Source organism: Halonotius sp. F2-221B, from assembly GCF_046719765.1.
GTDB lineage: Archaea > Halobacteriota > Halobacteria > Halobacteriales > Haloferacaceae > Halonotius.
On record NZ_JABEBY010000019.1, the window covers coordinates 47,815 to 64,128 of the forward strand.

The 16,314-nt window shown below is 64.2% G+C and carries 16 protein-coding genes and 3 tRNA genes; 9 read left to right on the plus strand and 10 right to left on the minus strand.

What is annotated here, in order from left to right; genetic code table 11:
• A complete protein-coding gene (locus tag HKK80_RS13195) occupies nt 1-612 on the plus strand; it encodes a protein sorting system archaetidylserine decarboxylase (protein WP_411800057.1) in 612 nt (203 codons plus the stop codon).
• A gap of 82 nt (nt 613-694) precedes the next feature.
• Nucleotides 695-1,210: a hypothetical protein gene (locus HKK80_RS13200; RefSeq protein ID WP_411800058.1), complete on the plus strand. Its 516-nt coding sequence runs from the start codon at nt 695-697 to the stop codon at nt 1,208-1,210.
• Between the two features lie 13 nt (nt 1,211-1,223).
• Here the strand turns inward: HKK80_RS13200 and HKK80_RS13205 are convergent, their stop codons facing one another.
• Entirely contained in the window at nt 1,224-1,766 is a 543-nt protein-coding gene (locus HKK80_RS13205) for a CDP-2,3-bis-(O-geranylgeranyl)-sn-glycerol synthase (protein WP_411800059.1), read from the minus strand.
• A gap of 95 nt (nt 1,767-1,861) precedes the next feature.
• Between HKK80_RS13205 and HKK80_RS13210 the strand changes: the two genes are divergently transcribed.
• Nucleotides 1,862-2,554 (plus strand): DUF502 domain-containing protein, encoded by a 693-nt coding sequence (locus HKK80_RS13210; RefSeq protein ID WP_411800060.1) that lies wholly within the window; start codon nt 1,862-1,864, stop codon nt 2,552-2,554.
• Between the two features lie 8 nt (nt 2,555-2,562).
• On the opposite strand, the gene HKK80_RS13215 is transcribed toward HKK80_RS13210, so the two are convergent.
• The 4 genes from HKK80_RS13215 to HKK80_RS13230 form a co-directional block, all read right to left on the minus strand.
• A complete protein-coding gene (locus tag HKK80_RS13215) occupies nt 2,563-3,012 on the minus strand; it encodes a hypothetical protein (RefSeq protein ID WP_411800061.1) in 450 nt (149 codons plus the stop codon).
• A 74-nt stretch (nt 3,013-3,086) separates the two neighbouring features.
• Complete coding sequence (locus tag HKK80_RS13220) at nt 3,087-4,031, minus strand: branched-chain amino acid transaminase (protein ID WP_411800062.1); 945 nt, start codon at nt 4,029-4,031, stop codon at nt 3,087-3,089.
• Nucleotides 4,032-4,121: 90 nt separating this feature from the next.
• Nucleotides 4,122-4,853, minus strand: coding sequence for a 3,4-dihydroxy-2-butanone-4-phosphate synthase (gene ribB / locus HKK80_RS13225; RefSeq protein WP_411800063.1), 732 nt, complete (start codon nt 4,851-4,853; stop codon nt 4,122-4,124).
• Entirely contained in the window at nt 4,850-5,560 is a 711-nt protein-coding gene (locus HKK80_RS13230; RefSeq protein WP_411800064.1) for a DUF120 domain-containing protein, read from the minus strand. The genes ribB and HKK80_RS13230 overlap by 4 nt, the downstream gene beginning before the upstream one ends.
• 182 nt (nt 5,561-5,742) lie before the next feature.
• Between HKK80_RS13230 and argS the strand changes: the two genes are divergently transcribed.
• Nucleotides 5,743-7,500, plus strand: coding sequence for an arginine--tRNA ligase (argS, locus tag HKK80_RS13235; protein WP_411800065.1), 1,758 nt, complete (start codon nt 5,743-5,745; stop codon nt 7,498-7,500).
• On the opposite strand, the gene HKK80_RS13240 is transcribed toward argS, so the two are convergent.
• From HKK80_RS13240 to HKK80_RS13250, 3 genes are all read right to left on the minus strand, one after another.
• Nucleotides 7,501-7,638 (minus strand): hypothetical protein, encoded by a 138-nt coding sequence (locus tag HKK80_RS13240; protein WP_411800066.1) that lies wholly within the window; start codon nt 7,636-7,638, stop codon nt 7,501-7,503.
• Between the two features lie 39 nt (nt 7,639-7,677).
• Nucleotides 7,678-9,339: a cell division ATPase MinD gene (gene minD, locus HKK80_RS13245; protein WP_411800067.1), complete on the minus strand. Its 1,662-nt coding sequence runs from the start codon at nt 9,337-9,339 to the stop codon at nt 7,678-7,680.
• A 300-nt stretch (nt 9,340-9,639) separates the two neighbouring features.
• Nucleotides 9,640-9,712 (minus strand) — tRNA-Arg (locus HKK80_RS13250).
• Between the two features lie 205 nt (nt 9,713-9,917).
• Between HKK80_RS13250 and HKK80_RS13255 the strand changes: the two genes are divergently transcribed.
• From HKK80_RS13255 to HKK80_RS13265, 3 genes are all read left to right on the plus strand, one after another.
• On the plus strand, nt 9,918-11,447 hold the full coding sequence (locus tag HKK80_RS13255; RefSeq protein WP_411800068.1) for a single-stranded DNA binding protein: 1,530 nt from the start codon (nt 9,918-9,920) through the stop codon (nt 11,445-11,447).
• Nucleotides 11,448-11,561: 114 nt separating this feature from the next.
• On the plus strand, nt 11,562-11,993 hold the full coding sequence (locus HKK80_RS13260) for a histone (protein WP_411800069.1): 432 nt from the start codon (nt 11,562-11,564) through the stop codon (nt 11,991-11,993).
• Entirely contained in the window at nt 11,993-13,000 is a 1,008-nt protein-coding gene (locus HKK80_RS13265; protein WP_411800070.1) for a histone deacetylase family protein, read from the plus strand. Before HKK80_RS13260 ends, HKK80_RS13265 begins: the two co-directional genes overlap by 1 nt.
• Nucleotides 13,001-13,062: 62 nt before the next feature.
• Here HKK80_RS13265 and cca read toward each other — a convergent pair whose 3' ends face one another.
• Nucleotides 13,063-14,424 (minus strand): CCA tRNA nucleotidyltransferase, encoded by a 1,362-nt coding sequence (gene cca / locus HKK80_RS13270; RefSeq protein ID WP_411800071.1) that lies wholly within the window; start codon nt 14,422-14,424, stop codon nt 13,063-13,065.
• A 93-nt stretch (nt 14,425-14,517) separates the two neighbouring features.
• Here cca and HKK80_RS13275 point away from each other — a divergent pair.
• Nucleotides 14,518-14,590: transfer RNA gene (locus HKK80_RS13275), tRNA-Asn, on the plus strand.
• A 137-nt stretch (nt 14,591-14,727) separates the two neighbouring features.
• Nucleotides 14,728-14,802, plus strand: a tRNA-Ile gene (locus HKK80_RS13280).
• 508 nt (nt 14,803-15,310) lie between these two features.
• Here the strand turns inward: HKK80_RS13280 and HKK80_RS13285 are convergent.
• Nucleotides 15,311-16,243, minus strand: coding sequence for a DUF2250 domain-containing protein (locus tag HKK80_RS13285; RefSeq protein ID WP_411800072.1), 933 nt, complete (start codon nt 16,241-16,243; stop codon nt 15,311-15,313).
• Nucleotides 16,244-16,314 lie beyond the last annotated feature (71 nt).

Genomic DNA, 16,314 nt, shown 5'->3' on the forward strand with positions numbered 1-16,314 from the left:
ATGGGTTCGATACTCCCGACCATCGCCGTCGCCTCCGGCGCATGGCGGTACGCCGCGATCTGCTTTGCGGCCGCCGTCATCGCCGTCGTCGTGTTCCCGCCGGGTGCGGCCGTCGCCCTCGCACTCGGCGTTGGCGTGCTGTGGTTTCACCGTGATCCACCCCGACAGCCACCCGGGTCGGGGATCATCGCGCCGGCTGACGGCCGGGTGTCGGTCATCCGCGAGGAGGGCGACCGGGTTCGGGTTGGGATCTTCATGAACGTCACCGATGTCCACGTCAACCGCGCGCCGGCCGGCGGCACGGTGCGATCGGTCGACCACTGCCCCGGAGCGTACAAGCCAGCCTTTTCGAAGGATTCCGATCGCAACGAGCGGGTCGTCATCGACTGCGGCGACTACGAGGTCGCGCTGATCGCCGGCTGGTTCGCCCGCCGGATTCACCCCTACGTTGAGGGCGGCGACACCCTCACCCGCGGCCAACGGATCGGCCACGTCTCCTTCGGGAGCCGCGCCGATGTGCTGTTGCCGCCACGATACGATCGGGAGGATGTCCTCGTCGCCATCGACGAGGCGGTCACCGCCGGCGAAACGCGGCTCGTTGCGACAGCCTGATCGCGGTGCCAGGTGCAGCAGCGGGGATGCCGACAGACTGGGACGGAATTTTATACCGCGGCCGGGTAACAGCAACCGAGTCGTGGACGCAGAGATACTGGGCACCGGGGCGATCGGCGCGATCAGCGTGCCGGACAGCAAACCCCCGATCGAGATCGTCGCCGACGGGCGCGAGAGCGTCGTCCGGGAGTTTGTCACCGACGGCAGCAAGCCACAGGTGTTGTCACGGTACGAAAACCGGCGGCTGGCCGAACGCGCCGTCCGCAAACAGCTCTCAAACAGCCGGTATCCCTGCGCGCTCGTCTGGGAGACCACACAGAGCGTCGGCGGCCTCCTGTGGAACGACCAGTTCAAACGCCTGCAGGTGACGTACAGTCAGTTGCTTGCGGCGTGGACCGTTGCCTCGGCGACGGATGAGTTCATGTTCTGTGCGCTTGAGGGCAACCAACAGGCCACCCGATTTGCCAAATCGATCCAGCGGGACTACGAGTTCAAACACCTGGAGATACAGACGAAAGCCGGGGCGGTTGACCGAATCATCGATCACCGATTCCTCCGGCAGTCGATCACGGATTCCGGCGTCCAGTTCACCCGGTAGCTGCGTCGACACGCTACCAAGGCTCGTTTTTCGCGCCGATCAGGTAGGCGATGATGTTGGTGCCGACATGGAGAACCGGTGTGGCAACGAGCACCACCACAAGCACACCGGGGGTAAACGTCGCCTGCGTCCACTCAGGCGCGGCGACGACGGCGAATGCGAGCGCGCCGACGACAAAATCAAGCTGATCCAAGCCGGGAAACGCCGCCCCGCGGTCGCGGCCGCTCCGGCGTTTGAGAAACGAGGCCGCGATATCGCCACCCATCGCACCGGCGGCGAGGCCGACGGCGGCGGCCGGCGGGAACGTTGGCGGCGAGAGTCCGGTAGCAGCGGCGATCGGCGCGGCAACGACGTTGAGCCCGGCGGCAAGAGCGACGCCGGCAAGCGTGCCAACGGCGGTGCCGCGCCAGGTTTTGCCGTCGCCGAGGAGCCGGCGGTCACCCCACGTTCGGCCGCCGTCGATCGGGCGGCCGCCGCCGGCGAGGACGGCCGCGTTGTTCGGCACGTAGGCCGGCAACATCGCCCACAACGCTGTCACGACAAGGCCCACAAGCATACCCGAGTGAGATGTCGGCGAGCGTAAAGACGCACTGGTTCGGCCCCCAGCGGGCGATCCACATGACCTAAGCGTCCACACACCAAGGAGAGAATATGTCCTCGTGGAAACGCGATATCGCCAGCGGGCTGGTGGTGCTGTTGCCGCTGGGGATTTTGCTGTTCGTTCTCAACTATCTCTACGAGCGGATCATCGCCCTCCCGCTGATCAGCACCCTCGATTTCGTCGGGCTCGGCGTTCCAGAAAGCCTCGTCCCGCTGGCCCGGATCACCGTCGCGGTCGTCCTCATCCTGACGCTGATCCTTGCGGTCGGCTACCTGATGCGGACGACCGCCGGCCGGCTCTTCGAGTCGGCGTTGGATGGCGCGATCAATCGGATGCCGGGGCTCCGGGTCGTCTACAACGCGACAAAGCTCGCCGTCGAAACCGCACTCTCCGGCACCGATGATCTCCAGGAGCCGGTGCGACTCGAAACCTGGCCCGGGATCCGGATGACGGCGTTCAAAACCGGGAAGAAAACACAGGATGGCAAGATCGTGCTCTTTCTGCCGACCGCGCCGAATATCACGACCGGCTTCGTGATGGAGGTCGAGGAGGATCGGGTCGAAGAGACCAACGAGAAAGTCGAGGAAGCCCTGACGCGGGTGTTGAGCGCGGGATTTGCGGAGTCGGCACACCACATTCCAGTCGAGGAAGCCGAAAACCCGGCCCGAGGCGACGACGACACCACCACGACCGTGCGAACCGAGTCGTCGGAGGGGGCTGACGGCACAGCGACCGACAACTAACGCGGAGCTTACTCGACATCGGTCGACGGCGGTGCCGACGCCCGCGCCACGCGTCGGTGGCGACGCGCAACGAGGATCCCGGCGACCGCGGCGGTGAACAATCCCGCGGGCATCGCGGCGACAAGCATTGCGGTTGCGAGGCCGATCGCTTGGGTCATCGCCACGGCGAACGCGAGCGCGCTACCGACCACAAACCCACCGAGAGCAGCCGCCGTGGTCGAGAGATTGCGACGGGTACGCTCGCTCACCCGGCCGGTTTGCCGTCGCTCCGCCCACGCGGCGAGCCCAAAGACGGCCAGCGGGACGGCGGCGACACCGGCGACACCACCGGCCGGAACCCCGACCATGAGCGACGGCCAGACGTAGGGGGCGAGCCCCTCGGTGACCGCGATCGTCACGCCGAGGAAGACGAGAACGCCGACAGCGACGCTGAGGAGGGCTCGTGGGAGGCGGTTCATACCAACTAGAGGCTCGCTGCGAGGATAACGATACCGGCGGAGCACTCGCGTGTACAACGCTGAACCGGTCGTCGTTAGACGTACGTGAACCAGTCGTCGTGGGCGTCGGTTTTCCGTTCAACGAGGTCGAAGAACGCTGACTGGATCTCCTCGGTCACGGGGCCGCGGTCGCCGGTGCCGATCTCGACGTTGTCGACCTTGCGGATCGGGGTGACCTCAGCGGCCGACCCGGTAAAGAAGAGCTCGTCGGCCGTGTTGAGCTCGCCGCGGCTGATCGTCGCCTGATCGTGGACGGTGTAGCCGAGTTCCCGGGCCAGCGTGATCACGGTATCGCGGGTGATGCCGTCAAGGATGCTCTGGGAGAGGCCGGGCGTGTAGATCTCGCCGTCGCGGACGAGAAACAGGTTCTCGCCGGGGCCCTCGGCGACCTGGCCCTCCTTGTTGAGGACGATCGCTTCCTCGTAGCCGTTGCGGCGGGCTTCCTCGCCGGCCAGCAGACTGTTGACGTAGAGGCCGGTCGTTTTGGCGTTGGTCGGGATCTGACTGGAGGCGTGTTTTCGCCACGAGGAGACCATGACCTCGATGCCGTGTTCGAGGGCTTCCTCGCCGAGATACGCCCCCCACGGCCAGGTGGCGATGGCGACATCGGTCGGGCAGTCGTCGGGGCTGATCCCGAGGCTGCCGTAGCCGAAGTAGGCGATCGGGCGGATGTACGCGCTGTCGTGATCCTGCCGGCGGAGGAGTTCAATCGTGGCCTCGGTGAGCTCCTCGCGGTCGTAAGGGATTTCCAGCTCGTAGGGATCCCCCGAGGCGAAGAACCGATCGAGGTGTTCCTCCCACCGGAAGATGGCCGTCCCGTTGTCGGTATCGTAGGCGCGGGCCCCCTCGAAGATCCCCGTCCCGTAGTGAAGCCCATGGGTGAGGACGTGGATCGTCGCGTCGTCCCAGTCGACGAACTCGCCGTTCTGCCAGATCGTCTCGATATCGCCCGCCTCGCGCATCTCGTCGAAGGATGCCATTGCTACTCTGAACCTTCGGCTACCGATTCTTAACAGTTTGCAACCAACGATCAAAACAGATCGTCTCGCGGCTAAGCAGGCGGCCCGCGGCTACCCCAGTCGGTCGAGCAGGGCCGATCCCTCAACGTAGACGAGATCGTTGCGCGCCGCGTAGGCGGCCGCGTCAGCCGGCGACAACGCGGCACCGGTGTCGTCGTCGAGCATCTCACAGACAACGGCTGCCGGCGGCTGCTCGGCCGCCTCGGCGAGGGCAATCCCCAACTCGGTGTGGCCGGCCCGGTCGGCCAAGAGATTCGGGGCCGCCCGCAGCAGATGGACGTGCCCGGGGCTGCGAAACTCGGTCGCAAAGGTCTCGCCGTCGTAGTCGCTGGTCGCCGCAGCCGCGCCGAGTTCACTGATCGTTGTTGCCCGGTCGCGGTCGGTGATCCCCGTTTCTGTCGTCCGGTGGTTGACCGTGATCGAAAACGACGAGCGGTCGTCGTAGCTCAGTTCGTGGTTCTCGGTCGCCGGATGGTCGAGGGCCTCTTGGAGGAAAGGGAGGTCGAACCGCTCGGCAACGCTGTCAGCGAGGGCGACACAGACGAGCCCGCCGGCGTCGTTGCGAAGTCGCCGAACCGCCGCGGGGTCGACCGCGGTTGCCGGATAGACGATATCGGTTTCACCTTCGCGGTCGGCGAAATCGTGGATCAACACCGGCTGACCCGCACGGAAGGCGTCGATCGCGGCGTCGACTGCGTCGCTGTCACCGTTTTCCATTGGTTGAGAGGTGTCGGCGTCGATGCTGGCCGCGTCGCTGTCGGCGTCAGCAGTCGGCGGGCTCATTCGAGCTCCGCCTCCGCAACGTGGATGGCTAACATCTCGCCGTCATCGAGATCAAGTTCGTCTCTGAGCTTGATGGGGGCGATTAGTTCGAGGTTTTCCTCGTCGTGGTGGGTGCGGTCGGGGACGATGATGTGCGCTGGCTCGAAGGCCCGACCATCGCGTTCGACCGTTGCGGGGTAGCAGGTCGCCGCGCCGTAGGTGCGATCATCGTCCTCCCAACTGTCGATCGGTACTGACGCCTGTCCCGAGAGGTCAGCCCGAGCGTGAATGCTTGCGGTATCAAGCTCGATGTTGAGTGTGCCCGGAAACGGTGTGTAGCCGAGGCGGGATTCGAACTGGCGTTCATAGCCCGGCAGTGAGATGTAGTGTTTGCCCTCGCCCATCCCCGTCGTTACCGTGCCGGTCAGCGTCAACTCAGTCGGCGACTCGAACAGTTGGCGGTAGTCGGCGTACTCCGATCGGAGCGCCTGCTCGCCGCCGTCGGTGACCGACACAAGCTGGCCGTCGGCGACCCGCTCGCGGTCGAGATAGCCACCCGCTTCAAGCGCCTGGAGACGACGCGAGGCGGTCTGTGTCGAGGCATCGAGGCGGTCGCCGAGACCGCGACAGGAGACGGTCACCGTGCCCGTGAGGCCACCGTCGAGGGCGACATGCTTCAACGCGAGCAGTTCGTCGTGAGTGAGGCTGCCCGCTGCCGATTCTGACATAGATGGGAAAAGGTGATCGAGTGTGATAAGAATATCGCATATGGAACGCATCTCAAAATCGTTATAGATTGTCCGTCGAAACCAACACTGCTGTCTCGGAGTACGTGGCCCGCGTTGAAGACCCCTCGGATCGCGGGTGTCGGTTCGGAAGGCCCTTTAGCACCGGCCGGAAACCCGACGGCATGTTCAGAACCTTTCGTGCGGAGGTCGCCGACGCCCTGACGGCGGGCCTGGAGTCACTCAGCCTGCCGACCGGCGACCTCGGGATCGAGGAGCCACCCGAAGATCTTGACGCGACGCTGGCCTCAAGTGTTGCTTTCCGGCTGGCCGGCGAGCTGGAGACCGCACCGCCACAGGCCGCCGCCGAACTGGCCGACGCCATCGAGCCGGCCGACTACGACTACATCGGTGCGGTGACGACCAAAGGGCCGTACATCAACTTTCAGACGACCGACCGATACCGACAGGAGACGGTCGAAGCCGCCCACGCCGACGACTACGGGCGGCTGGACGACCGCGAGGAGTCAGTCGTCGTCGAACACACAAGCGCGAACCCGACCGGCCCGGTACACGTCGGCCGCGCCCGGAACCCGATCCTCGGCGACGCCGTCGCCAACACCCTCGATATGGCGGGCTACGACGTGGAACGCCACTACTACGTCAACGATGCCGGCCGCCAGATGGCTGTTTTCACGTGGGCCTACGAGAAGTTCGACGAGAGCGATCTCGACAGCGAGCCAGCCCGCGATCGCGCGGAGTATGATCTGGTGCGGTACTACCGCAAAGGAAACTCATTCCTCGAAGACGCCGACGAGGCGACGGCCGAGGCAGCCGAGGACGAGATCGCCGCGATCATGCAGGGACTCGAAGCCGGCGACGAGGCGACCTACGAGCGCGTCGGCGAGGTCGTCGACACCGTCCTCGGTGGAATGAAAGACTGTCTCGCCCGGCTGCCCGCCGAGTTCGACGAGTTCGTCAAGGAAACGCGATTCATGCGAGACGGCTCGACCGACGATGTCGCCGCCCGGCTCAAAGACAGCGAGTATGCCGTCTACGACGAGGAGGCTTGGCAGCTCGAATTAGATGAGTTTGGCATCGACAAAAATCTCGTCTTCCTGCGCTCCGATGAGACGAGCCTCTATACGACCCGTGACCTCGCCCACCACGAGTGGAAGTTCGATAACTTCGATCGTGCGGTGACCGTTCTTGGCGAGGATCACAAGCTGCAGGCCCGCCAACTCCAGGCGACGCTGGATATCCTCGGCAACGATCCCGACCGGCTCGACGACGTGATCTACTCGTACGTCAATCTCCCGGAGGGGAAGATGAGCACCCGCCGCGGCACCGGCGTCATGCTTGATGATCTGTTGGACGAGGCCATCGACCGCGCCCGCGAGGAGGTCGAAGATCGCCTTGACGACCGCATCCGCGACGACGAACTCGACGAGGAGGATATCGAACGCATCGCCCACCAGGTTGGGATCGGCGCGGTGCGCTACGATATTGTCTCGAAACAACCAACCAAAGGAATCACGTTCAAATGGGAGGAGGCACTCGACTTCGAGGCTCAGTCAGCCCCCTACGTCCAGTACGTCCACGCTCGCTGTTGTGGGATTCTTGCGGAGGCCGACGGCGAGCCGAGTGTCGACGAGATCGATATCGAAGCACTGCCGACACCCGAGGAGGCCGCACTGATCGACGCAATCGCCCGATTTCCGGCGGTTATCGAGGACGCTGCCGACGAGCTCGAACCCCACCGCGTGGCGACCTACACCCGCGAGATCGCCGACGCGTTCAACGGCTTCTACCGGTCGTGTCCGGTGCTGTCGGCCGATTCGGCCGCAACCCGCCGCTCGCGGCTCGCGCTCGTCGCCGCCGCACAACACACCGTTGCCAACGCCCTGGCCGTCCTCGGCGTCGAGGCCCCTGACTCGATGTAGCTACGCGATCGGCGGTACCAGCAGAATGCTGCCGCCGACGAAATAGATCGAACCGATCGCCGCACCAAGTGAGACCAGGATGAAAAACGCGATCCACCAGAACGGAACGCTGCCGTCGCTCCCGTCAACATCAGCCATACACCGGTCTCCCCACGCCGTGAGTAAGAACGTATCGCTCTAGCTGAAAAACAGTCGCCGGAAAAAGCCCTTGTCGTCATCGTCATCCTCGTCAGTCGCTTCCGTGTCCTCAAAGGTCGACTCCTCGGGGAGCGATCCAAGTTCGGTTGTCATCGATTGATCGTCGTCGGCTCCCGAGGAAGGCTCACCCTCAGCGTCGGGGATCAACGGCTCCTCGTCGCCCTCGGCGTCAGTGGTCTCGTCGTCTGCATCGCTAAACGGAACCGCTGCATCGCTCGGCTTCTCATCGACCGCCGGCTCGGTGTCGACCACCTCCGGTGTGGTGGACGAGTCGGTGTCGGCAGCCGCGTCTGCATCGATCGGCGTCGACTCCGCGGCGATCTCGTCGGCGAGATCGGCAACGGGGGAGGCCGTGTCCGCCTCCGTCGCCTCCTCAGCGGTCGTCTCGGGTGTGGGCTCCGATGCCGCGCCCTCGTCGCTCTCGGATGGGGGATCGTCCGGCTCCGGTTCCTCAGCTGAATCCGACAGTGAGGGTTCAGGCTCCTCGTCGTCGGTGTCGGTCGAGTCGGGCGATCCGGGAGCGGCGTCGGTATCGTCAGGTTCGGGAGTCGACGCCGACGATCCAGGAGCGGTGTCGGGATCCTCAGTAGGGGTCGATGTCGTCTCATCGGCGGGCGGCTCAGTCGAGGGTGTCGACGGCTCGCCGTCGGCATCAGGCATCGATGCCGCCTCATCGACCACAGCGTCGTCAACATCGCTCGCGGTTCCGGTGGCCGCTTCCGCCCACTTTGCCTCCGCCTCGGTGACAGCTGGATCGTCGCTCGATTCGGTGGCCTCGGACTGATCGGGTGCTGTGTCAGCCGGCTCAGCGTCGGTGTCGGTCGACGCAGAATCGGTGTCAGCCGCGGTGGCCGGTTCGGCTGGGGTGTCGGCCGGCTCGCTGTCCGTGGTTGCTTCGGGTTGGGCCGTCGACGGCGCGTCGGAGTCCGGCGGGGCCTCGGGCTCAACGCCGGTGAGTTCAGCGACCAGCTCACGGTAGGCCTCGGCGGCAGGGCTGTGTGGGGCGTACGTCGACAGCGGTTCGCCAACGGCGACGGAGTCGCGGACGGCTTCATCCTCCGGGATCGATCCCAACACGGGCGCGGCGAGGGTGCCGGTGGCGAGCTCCGAGACCGGCGTCGACGCCTCGGTTCGGGTGATGACCGCGCCGGCGACGGTGCCGCCGAGCTCTTCGGTGAGCTGGCGGGTTTTTTCGGTATCACGCAGCGCGTCTCGTTCCGGCGTCGACACCAACAGCACCTCGTCGGCCAGCGACAGCGGGAGGCCCGTCTCGTGGCTGACACCTGCCCCGACATCGATCAGCACGTAGTCGGCCTGTGAGTGGGTGCGGAGCACCGACGGGAGCTCCTCGGGGTCGGCCGACGCGTACGACGAGAGGGCGGTGTCGCCGGGGACGACATAGACGCCGCCTGGGCCTTCGTAGGTGGCCTCCGAGGGGGTGGCATCGCCACGAAGCACATCGTGGAGCGTTGTCGGTGGTGACTCGATGCCGAGGGTCGCGCCGAGATTTGCCATGCTGATGTCGCCGTCGATCACCACGACATCGGCCCCAGTCTCGGCGAGAATCGCCCCCACGTTTGCCGTCGTTGTCGTCTTGCCAACGCCCCCTTTCGCGCTGGCGACCGCGAAGACCTGTGCCATACAGATTGTGTACCACGACGTGAATATAAAAGGTGTCCCTCAGTGTAACGTTGTGGGCAGAACAGTCGGCTGTTCACTTCCTAAAACGTCCTGACGGGCGGATGGGTTCAATCGATGACAGTCGGTTCTCCCAGCCTCTTGGAACACAGTCTGTCGACACAGCAATCCTGAGTGTGGCAAAATGCTGTGTCTTCGAGAAGTCCTGACGGAGTCCTGCGCGAGTGAAACGAGCGCAGGGCACGTCAGGACGTGAATGACTGAGCGACTGCTGAGCGAAGTGAAGCAGTCCGAAGGAATGAACGTCCTGACGGAGATTTGAACTCCGGTCCCTGGCTCCGCAAGCCAAGAGGATAGTCCACTACCCTATCAGGACTCATCTTTCCGTACCCGTGGTTTACTTAAGACGGTTACGGTACGGCGGCCACCCCACCTGAGGTTTTTATTCGATCCCGACACACCCCCGCTATGCGGCAGGAAAACACAGCGACTGTGGTGCGGTCGGCGGCGACACACCAGGCCGCGGGATCGGCGCAAGGACAACGCTTAACCGGGAACTTCCCCTGCGACTGTGTATACCTATGGGTGTCATAGCGGACGAATACGAGGCCCTCGACACCGACGTGTCGCTCGAAGAGTTCCGCGAGGCCGTCGAGGACAAGGTCGAACAGATGGGCGGGTTGGCCGACGAGGAGACGGCCGCGAAGCTGATCGCCCACGAGCTGAAAGACCAGCAGGTCAACGGCATCGCCGACATCGAGCCCGGGATGGACGAGGTGAAGTTCCTCGGCAAGGTTGTCTCGATCGGGGAGCTCCGAACGTTCGAACGCGACGAGGAAGACGCCGAGGACGGCCGCGTTGTCAACCTCGAAGTTGCCGACGAAACAGGTCGAATTCGGATCTCGATGTGGGACAAACAAGCCGTCTCGGCGGTCGGCGACCCCGAAGCCGGTACACACGGTGAGATCGAGATCGGCGACGTGTTGCGGATCGCCGGCCGGCCGAAAGAGGGGTACAACGGCGTCGAGGTCAGCGTCAACAAAGCCGAACCAGACGAGGACGCCGAACTCGACGTGGAGACACAGGAGCTGTATCGCGTCGAGGATCTCTCGATGGGACTCTCCGATGTCAACCTCAAAGGAACAGTTCTCGATGTCGGCACGGTTCGTACCTTCGACCGCGACGACGGCTCGGAGGGACAGGTGTCGAACCTGTCGGTCGGCGACCCAACAGGTCGGATTCGCGTGACGCTGTGGGACGAGCAGGCACCCCTGGTCTCGGAGTTCACCGACGGCCAGTCCGTCGAGATCGTCGACGGCTACGTCAAGGAACGGGACGGCAGCCTCGAACTCCACGTCGGCTCCCGCGGCGCGGTCGACGCCATCGATGAGGAGATCGAATACGTTCCTGAAACGACCGACATCGAAAGCGTCGAGATCGGCCAGACGGTCGACATCGCCGGCGGTGTCATCGAGGCCGACTCGAAACGCACCTTCGACCGCGACGATGGCTCGGAGGGACAGGTTCGCAACATCCGGCTGCGCGACGAAACGGGCGATATGCGGGTCGCGCTGTGGGGCGACAAAGCTGACAAGGACATCGAGTTAGCCGACCACGTGCTCGTGACCGACGCGGAGATCCAAGACGGCTGGCAGGACGATCTCGAAGCCTCCGCGGGCTGGCAGTCGACGGTGACCGTCCTCGACAGCGAGGCCGATGCCGGCGGGGCGGCCGCGTCGACAGGGGCCGATGCCGAGTCGACGACGAGCACCGAAAGCGGGCTCTCAGCGTTCGAAGACGCCGGCAGCGACGAGAGCGACGGGTCGAAAGGAGATGACGGCGAGGCCGCCGAGGCCGCAACAGCAACCGCGGGTGCCGACGGGGCGACCAGCGGCGAGGCCGACAGCGGGGGTGGCGGAGCCGCGGCAACGCAGGTCGCCGAGACCGTCGAGTTCACCGGCACCGTCGTCCAGGCCGGCAGCCCGATCATCTTGGATAACGGCACCGAAACCCGGCAGATCGAAACCGACACCGAGCTCCGGCTCGGCGAGGAGGTGACCGTCCGCGGCACCGAAACCGACGGGACGATCGACGCCGAGGACGTGTTCTGATCGCCGCCGGTAGTATTCCGTATCGCCGGATGTGGGTGTCACCAGCAGGGGCGACCGCCGGTGACGGCGAGCACAACGGAAAGCATTATACGAACCACAGCCGGCTATGTGGGTATGAGTGTCGAGTTGCCGTTCGCCCCAGTTGATGCGATTATTCGGCGGAACGCTGACTCACTCCGGGTGAGTGCCGACGCCGCCGAGGCGTTGGCTGGCCGCGTGCAACGCCACGGGGCAACGCTGGCGGCCTCAGCCGCCGAGACGGCAACCGCCGACGGGCGAAAAACGCTGATGGCGAGCGATTTCGATGTCGAGCAGGTTGTCGACCGCGAGAGCCTGGAACTCCCGATCGCACCGGTCGACCGGATCGCCAGACTCGAGATCGACGACAGCTACCGGGTGTCGATGGACGCCCGGATCGCCCTGGCGGATATTCTTGAGGATTACGCCGACAACGTTGCTGCCGCCGCCGTCACCCTCGCCCACCACGCCGACCGACGCACCGTACAGGCCGACGACATCGAGACCTACTTTTCGCTCTTCGAATAATGCAGTTCGGCTACAGCGACGTGTGTCTGGAACACGATACCGGCGACCGACACCCCGAGACGGCCGATCGACTGCGTGCGATCCGACAGGCGCTCAAACACAAACACCACGTCAACTACCAGGAGGGGCCGGCGGCGACCCGCGAGCAGGTACAGACGGTACACCGCGGTACCTACCTCAACGAACTCAAACGGTTCTGTGAAGACGACGGCGGGAGTTGGGATCGTGACACGGTCGCCTCCGAGGGAACGTGGGATGCAGCCCTCCAGAGCGCCGGCCTCGCGCTGTGGGCCGCCCGGCAGGCACTCGATGGGGCCGACGGTCGCCACACCCCGTTTTCGATCGGCCGACCACCGGGCCATCACGCGGTCAGCCACAAGGCGATGGGGTTTTGTTTTATCAACAACGCCGCCGTCGCCGCCCAGACGCTGCTCGATGAGGACGCCGTCGACCGGGTCGCCATCTTCGATTGGGATGTCCACCACGGCAACGGCACTCAGGATATCTTCTACGACAGCGATGAGGTCTTCTATGGCTCGATCCACGAGGAGGGGATCTATCCGGGCTCCGGCGATGTCGACGAAACCGGCACCGGCGACGGCGAGAGGATGACGCTGAACGCACCCCTCCCGGCCGGGGCTGGCGACGCGGACTTTCTGCATGTCGTCGACGAGGGACTTGCGCCCGCACTCGCCGACTTTGATCCGGATCTCGTCATCGTCAGCGCGGGGTTTGACGCCCACGAACACGATCCGATCTCCCGGCACCGTGTGACGACCGAGGGATACGCGCTGTTGACCGATCGGCTGCGGTCGATCGCCGACGCCAGCGACGCCGCCCTTGCCTTTGTGTTAGAGGGTGGCTACGGCCTGGATACGCTCTCGGAGGGGGTTGCGATGGTACACGAAACCTTCGACGGCCGGGAGCCGATCGCCTGCGATGACGAGCCGGACACATCGACCGTCGAGATCACCGACGACATCCGGAAGCGACTCGGCATCGAGTAGCGGTGCTGTCGGGCGTTCGTTGACCATACAGCGGTACGATTGTCAATCGATGTGAGTCGTTGTTAGGGCGTTGGCTCGAAGTATGCCGCCAACTCGGTGCCGAACGCATCAGCCAGCGTCGCTACCGCCTCATCCCACAGAAGTTCGTAGTCGTCTGCAAGCGCGGTCTCGATCTGCGCGCCGAGGGCGACCTCGAAGATGGCGTCGCTGTCGAGGTACTGACGCGCGTCAGTCACCTCACGTGGGCGTTCGACGACGTAGCGATCGCCATCGAGAAACGGGCCGTATACGGTGTCGTCGTCGACATAGCTCTCGAAAAATCCCTCAGCGTGGTCGCGGACAGCCACCGGCGGCCCCTCGTGGCGTTCGATCGCCGGCCGCGTCGTGTCGGCGAGTTCGATCAGGAGGACGCTACGGTCGGTGTCGGCGAGGGTTGTCGATCGAATGACGCCGAACTCGTGACGTTCGAGGCCGTCGACAACGCCGGACAGTGATTTGCGGAGTTGGGGATACAGTTGATCCTCGACGATGTCGGGCGTCTCGAAGACGATCGCAGCGGCGGTGGTCTCACGATCGGCGAGATGGGTTCGGACGGCCTCGTGGTCGAGGGCAGCGGGTTCCGATGGGTGAAATAGCTCTTCGCGGGGATCAGCCAGCAGATCGCGGGCGTAATGTTGGAGGCGAGCGAGATTCGTCGCCGAGAGCACGGCGGCGACGTTGCGCTCGGGGTCGGTTGGATCGATGACGGTGAGCGGGTCGTCGAACCGCACCTCGCCATGGTCTTCGGGGTCGAGGGTTATCGGTGGGTGCCAGTCGGCGGCGGCCCGGAGGAGAGGTTCGATCCCGCCGTACTCAACAACGAGAAGTTCGGCCAGATAGCCGGAGAAGCCCTCGGTGCGAAGATCGCTCCCGTAGGCCTCGATCCCCTTGAGAAACTGCTTGAAGACGCGGATATCACGGGCGAGGTCGTCATCGAGGCGGTCGTCGATATACCGGGTGTGAAACGGGGTACGATCGACCGCCGAGCGGATGGCGGTCGCGCTGTCGACGGCGTAGCAGGGGACAAGATCGACCGCAAAGCCGTCGAACTCGCCGGTGACGTAAGGGTGTTCGGCGTACTCCTCGTGGCCTTCGGGGAGTACCTCGTGGCCGATGGCGAGGCCGAGCCGTTCCAACTCGGCGCGGTCGTAGTCGGTGGGAAACCGGACGAACAGATCGATATCGCGGTCGCCGGCGAGCCACGTGCCACGGGCGGTCGAGCCGACCTGCAACACGTCGCCGTCGATATCATGGTCGGCGAGGGCAGCCTCGGCGCGGTCGGTCAGCGTCGCCGCCGTGGCGGCCAGCCGCTCCCGTTCGTCGCTGTCGGGGGTGACGCGGTCGGCGACAGTATCGAGGACGCTGTCGAGGCTCGGCATACCCATCGTTTCAGCACCGGCCGTCGAAAGGATGTCGCTTCCGTCGGGGGAAAAGCGAAAGCCCTATTAAAACGATCCGACTACCCTGTGACGCGTCGGGCCGTCGTAGCTCAGATGGTAGAGCACCTCGCTGTTAACGAGGTGGTCCCAGGTTCGAGCCCTGGCGACGGCGTCGTTTTCTCGAACACCTACGCGAGGAGCTTGGCTCCGAGCACCAACTGTCTCGGTGGGTTCGAGCCCTGGCATCGTCACCACGTTCGTTCGAAAACTCGACACTCTCATATAGGGCCAGTCGGTATCAGTCCGGTAGGGCCCTTAGCTTAGTCTGGTAAGAGCGCCGAGCTCATAACTCGGTGGTCATTGGTTCAAATCCGATAGGGCCCATCACTTCGACGCACAGTGTGGGATAAAATAGTCAGCACCACCCTGCTACGACGGGCGAATCCCGTGCGTAGAGTGGCATCAGGGTGGTGCCAACGGGCTGATGCCTCGGTTCTCAGTGCTGAACATTGCAAGCCTGTGTCCGTAGGCCACTTTCACAGGCTGTACCCGATGGAATCGCAAAGAGCATAATAAAACTGTGCCGCAAATTATCGTTTTTGAAAAACTGACACCGAATGGATCGCCATAGGCGACTCTATATCCCCCCGTAACTTCCCCCTAGAAGTTTTGCCCCCGACAAAACGGCTGTCAGGGGTTGCCATCTGGCATCGGGCTCAGGCGTTCCATGTTCAACACTGATAACCGAGACACCAGATAGGCGTTTACCTGTAAGAACGCATGGGTATTAAATTCAACGGTTAGATCACCCCCTAAATCGGGAGGGGGTACCAACACGCTGTGTCCGCACCGTGGGCAGAGACCTCGGCAAGCAGCACGGCGAGCACAGCGGTTACCCGCTTTCAAGTTCGCGGAGCAGCGTTTCAGCCCGATCAGTCGTGACAAAATACGTGTGCTTTCGGTGAGTTTCGTCTTTGGGTTTTAGTTTTCGTTCGCTGGCTTTGATCGTACTACCCTCGTAGTCGGTGACCAACCCGACCCGCCGGAGCGCGCGGTACAGATGCCGAACGTACTCGAACTCCATCCCCAGCTCCTCGGCGCTCATCCGGGCGTAGTCGGGCCCGCCGCGAGCGAGGCGTTCCACTAGCCGCCGCCCGTCTGGGAGGTGTCGCAGGACGTTCAGCTGTCCCTCGCGCTCGCCGAGAAATCGCAGCAGGTGGTCGCCCTCCCGGGAGAGCCGGTAGTAGGTGTGGTGCTGGCGAACTTCGTCGGCCTGCTTGGCCTTGACGCGGCGTTGTTTGACGGTGCCGGACTCGACGCGCTCCAGCAGGCCGGCAGTGCGCATCTCCTCACAGCACTCCTCGACGTGGCCGCGGTCGGCGTCGAGATGGCCCGCCATCGACCGCGGGTAGTTGCCTTCGACTCGATCAAGATGATAACAGAGCAGGTAGGCGACCGGATCGGCCGGCAACGGAGCCAACTGGCCGACGATCTCCCGTTTTCGTTCGAGTTCGGCTTCGAGTTCCTTCGCGCGCTCGTAGCGGTGTTCGGCGTTGCTCGCGGGATCGGCATGGAGATCGAGCGTGATATCCAGCGGCTCGCCCTGCGGGGAGTCCAGCGTCACCGAGAGCTCGCCGTCGTCCCAGTGGTCGCCGGACTCCTCGCGGGCCGATTCGAGGGCGGCTTCGACCTGCTGGTATCGGGTCATGATCGTATCCGCCTCGCGGCGCAACCGCTCGATTTCGGCGTCCGAGACCATCCACTCGAAGGCTATCGATGGATCGGCTTCAACGTATGGCTCACACGTCGGTTGTGATCGACTCATAGTGTTTAGTTCGAATCTTTACCGGTAAGATACGGCCAGATGTTTGGTTCGGTGATCGCGCTCAATCCTCG